Annotated in this window: 4 protein-coding genes; 3 read left to right on the forward strand and 1 reads right to left on the reverse strand. The window is 51.2% G+C overall.

Annotated features, from left to right (window positions below; genetic code table 11):
• Nucleotides 1-177: 177 nt before the first annotated feature.
• Complete coding sequence (locus DBO31_RS03820) at nt 178-1,365, reverse strand: nucleotidyltransferase family protein (RefSeq protein WP_150824486.1); 1,188 nt, start codon at nt 1,363-1,365, stop codon at nt 178-180.
• A gap of 192 nt (nt 1,366-1,557) precedes the next feature.
• Here DBO31_RS03820 and DBO31_RS03825 point away from each other — a divergent pair, with 192 nt between their 5' ends.
• The 3 genes from DBO31_RS03825 to DBO31_RS03835 all read left to right on the forward strand — a co-directional run bounded on the left by DBO31_RS03825 (nt 1,558) and on the right by DBO31_RS03835 (nt 4,098).
• Nucleotides 1,558-2,088, forward strand: a complete 531-nt coding sequence (locus tag DBO31_RS03825; RefSeq protein ID WP_070807723.1) for a hypothetical protein — start codon at nt 1,558-1,560, stop codon at nt 2,086-2,088.
• A 29-nt stretch (nt 2,089-2,117) separates the two neighbouring features.
• Nucleotides 2,118-3,311 carry an acetate/propionate family kinase gene (locus DBO31_RS03830; RefSeq protein ID WP_059075748.1) on the forward strand — a complete coding sequence of 398 codons (1,194 nt, stop codon included), beginning with the start codon at nt 2,118-2,120 and terminating at the stop codon, nt 3,309-3,311.
• Between the two features lie 106 nt (nt 3,312-3,417).
• The gene (locus DBO31_RS03835) at nt 3,418-4,098 is read left to right on the forward strand and encodes an HAD family hydrolase (protein ID WP_150824487.1); all 681 of its coding nucleotides are present in this window, start codon (nt 3,418-3,420) and stop codon (nt 4,096-4,098) included.
• The last annotated feature ends 187 nt before the right edge of the window (nt 4,099-4,285 follow it).

Below are 4,285 nucleotides of genomic sequence, written 5' to 3' on the forward strand. Positions count from 1 at the left end.
ACGCCGGCATAATACACCAGGATGGCCGCAGCCAGCGTCTGATAGATATTGAGTTGTATAGACAACGAAATACTCCTCCTTTGCACAACGTGAAATTGATTTGCTGGTATAGAAAACAAATCTAATCATATCAGAAAAAATCCACATTGACAACATGGGGGTTAGAAGGAAAATGTGTCAGCGTATGCGGGGAGACTGATAATAATCCTGCCGCGACAGGCGGGCCTGAGTGCCATGGAAGCAGTAGTACTGCATATCGGTGCAGCGCAGGTCCAGTGCCAGCTGTTTCCGGCCCAGTGGGGAAAGAGAACCGGGGGCTGTGATGCGGGTGATGACAGGCAGCTCTTTCTTTATTTCTTTTATATAAAAGGATGCCTTTTGAGATAAGGCCAGCAGCCGGGCATATTGAGGACCTAGCTGGTATGACTGGTCCATGAGACTGCGGCTGGGTGAAAGGAGCGTATAAGCGCCCATGCGGCACAGACGGCTGTAGGCATAGCGGCGGGTCTTGATGGCAGCCAGTGCCTCTTTGTACGTGACGGACTCCTGCATACAGCGGTGCCAGCGGTTCTCCAGCCCTTCGTTAAAGGCCGGGAGCTGGCGGAGCATTTCCGGTGTCAGCAGCCTGTTCCGGAGGAGAATGAAATCACCATAGCGGTCATAATCGGTGTATTCTCCCTGTGAGAGGAGAGCGGCCATATCTTCCCGGGTTTGTGGTGTCAGATAGCGGTGAAGATGCTGGCAGCGGCCTGTCTGGATTATATCCTGACGCAGGGCAGAGGCGCTGGCAAAGGAATGGGCCAGCGACGGGTCGTGATGGCTGCCCTGACGCAGGATTGGCCAGAACTGCAGGGACAGGTCCTGTTGCACGATGGCTTTGGCGTAGGATGCCGCCAGCAGGGCATTGGGCTGATCCAGAAGTAAGGCCGTTTGTTCCGGAATCCGGGCAGCCACAGCCATAGTCTGCTGGCGACCGGCCGTTTCCCTGCCCCTGCAGAGCCGTATATCCTGTGCAGCCCGTGCCAGAGCGTAAAAATCGTCTGCCGTGCCCCGTTCGACACCACAGGCCAGATGGCTGCATTCCAGCCGGGACGCCAGCCATACGCCTCCCAGGGCGAATCCGTCGGCACTGGACAGACTGTACACTGCTGGCAGTTCAAAGACCAGATCGGCCCCGCCTTCAACAGCCCAGGCGGCACGATGCCACTTATTGAATAATGCTGGTTCGCCCCGCTGGACAAAAGAACCGCTCATGATGACCACAATCAGCGACTGGGGACCGGCCTGCTGCCGTACCTGGGACAGCAGCCAGGCGTGGCCTGTATGAAAGGGATTAAATTCTGCAATAACGGCAATACGCTTCATACCATACTCCTCGGACATACATATCCTATGTATTATGCTATTTCTTCTTCAATACATTAATCATAATATATATATGAATAAAAAGAAAGGAAACAGTCGATTTGCCCGGCAGATTGACAAATTATCCTTTTTCTCTTATGGAGAATATGTTATAATGAAACCAGTCTGTGAGAAAGTATAATAGGTGATAGCATGAAACGAATGAGAAAGTTCCTGGTAACGGTGCTTGCGGCTTCGACAATACTCATGACTGGCTGCGGCAATGCATCGATTCTGGAAGAATATAGCTTTGGCTATACACAGTTGAAAAGCGGTAATTCCGAAGTATACCTCATGACTCCTATGGAAATGGGGAAATCCCAGAATAATGATGGAACCGTATTATATGGCGCCAACGATTCCCATTGGTGGATGGCTGCCGAATCGCGTCCCGCCAGTGAAATCACCATACAGCAGTGGGCCGAAAAACCTATTTCCTTACTGGAACAGACGCATTATACAGATCTGCAAACGAAGGTCTCTGAAACGACTGTCCTCGACAGGCCGGCGACAGAAGTCCACTGTACGTTCAATCTGAATGTGCAGGGCCATGCCGTTCAGATGGTGGGGCAGAGTCTCTTCTTTGAAGATAATGGTCAGATATGGGATATTACCTACTTGTACAATCCGGCCGACCCGGTGGGCAAAGAAGTAATAGACCATGTATTTGGCCAGATAAAATAATTTCGTAAACATGAAAGAGGGTAAATTGCATGATCGTATTGGTTGTAAACTGCGGCAGCTCGTCCTTGAAATACCAGTTGGTAAACATGGACAATGAAGAAGTCATGGCAAAAGGGTTGGTAGAAAAAATCGGTCTTCCCGATTCCCAGCTGACTCACAAATGGAATGGCCAGAAAAAGGAAATCCAGCAGTCTATTCCGGATCATAAAGTCGCTGTAAAGCTCGTTCTCGATATTCTGACCGATGCCGAATGCGGCGTTATCAAATCCATGGATGCCATTGACGCGGTAGGTCACCGTGTTGTCCATGGCGGCGAAGCCTTTGCCAGCTCCACGGTAATTGACGATGAAGTCATGAAAGCCCTGGAAAAATGCTCCGCCTATGCACCCCTTCACAATCCGCCGAACATCATCGGCATCAATGCCTGCAAAGCTATCATGCCGGGCGTACCGCAGGTCGCTGTTTTCGATACAGCATTCCATCAGACCATGCCGCCGGAAGCCTTCATGTATGGCCTTCCGTATGAACTCTATAAAGAAAATGGCATCCGCCGCTACGGCTTCCATGGCACGAGCCATCGCTATGTAGCCGGCCAGATTGCCAAAGTCATGGGTGTTCCCGTTGAAAAACTCCGCATCATCAACTGCCACCTTGGCAACGGTTCTTCCCTGGCTGCCATCAAATATGGCAAATGCGTAGACACGACTATGGGCTTCACACCGCTCGCCGGCTGCCTCATGGGCACGCGCTGCGGCGATATCGACCCTGCTATCGTTACGACGGTCATGGAACAGAAAGGCTTGTCCACGAAAGAAATGGATACGCTCATGAATAAGAAATCAGGCGTACTCGGCATTTCCGGCGTTTCCAGCGACTTCCGCGATCTCGGCGAAGCTGCTAAAGAAGGCAACGAACGGGCTAAACTCGCTCTCGATATGTTCCATTATCAGGTACGCAAACTGATTGGCGCACTGGCTGCTGCTATGGGTGGCGTCGATGTCATCACCTTTACAGCCGGCGTTGGCGAAAATGGTATCGAAGACCGTGCAGCTATCTGCCAGGGCCTGGAATACCTGGGTGCCAAACTTTGCCCGACCCGCAATAACGTCCGCGGCAAAGATGCTATGATTAGCACCGATGATTCTACGGTAAAACTTTATGTCATCCCGACAAACGAAGAAATCATGATTGCCCGCGATACGAAAGAACTCGTTTCCAAATAATAAGGGCATGAAATAATACTGGCTGAGGGGGCTGGGTATGCGGCATACAACGGCGGCTGTCGTTGCGTGCTGCTGCCCGGCTCCTTTGCGTATAGGGGGGAGAATTATGGATATATTATATTGGGATATAGATGGGACACTGGTCAATACGGGAATGGCCGGCATGCATGCCATTCAGGAAGTATTTCACGAATTGCAGGGTGACGACCAGGCCGTGCCGAAAATCGTTGCCGGCGGCCGGACGGATAATTACATCTGCCAGCAGCTGCTCTATCAGGCCAGAGGCGTCATGCCTACCGATGAAGAAGTCAATCACTTCTGCCGGAATTACGAACAGAAACTGATGAAATGGCTGAAAAAAATGAAAGGTGAAGTCATTCCGCCGGCCCGGGAACTCCTGCCATACCTGGCTAAAGCCGAAGGATACCATCAATGTCTGCTCACGGGAAACAGCATCTATGGCGCTAGACTGAAACTTGATTTCTTCGGCCTGACCCAGTACTTTGACTTTGACCATTCAGGATTTGCCTGTCAATTCTACTATCGCGACGACATGGCCCGCCACGCCTGGGAACTGGCGAAAAAAGCCTGGGGTGACACTATCGGTACCATGTACGTCATCGGCGACACCCCCTACGATATCCAGTGCGGCAAAGCCATCGGAGCAAAAACTATCTCCGTCGCCACCGGACGCTACACCTACGACCAACTGGCAGAACACACTCCCTGGCGCCTACTACATCGCTTGCCCGGACCTGAAGGATTCATGCAGATACTGAAAGGATAGGAAAGGATAGTTTGCAGTGGTAAGTTTGTAGTTTGCAGAAAAAGCCGGTTTGTCGAATCGGCTGCTTTTCATACCCCAAAGATTAGCAAAATAGGACCCCCGACCGGGGACGATTCAGGATGAGAACCGTCTCCGGTCGGGGGTCCGGCACTATCAATACATTCATACATTTAATTATGATAATATA

Source organism: Megasphaera sp. DJF_B143, assembly GCF_900320625.1.
Taxonomy (GTDB): Bacteria; Bacillota; Negativicutes; order Veillonellales; family Megasphaeraceae; genus Megasphaera; species Megasphaera hexanoica.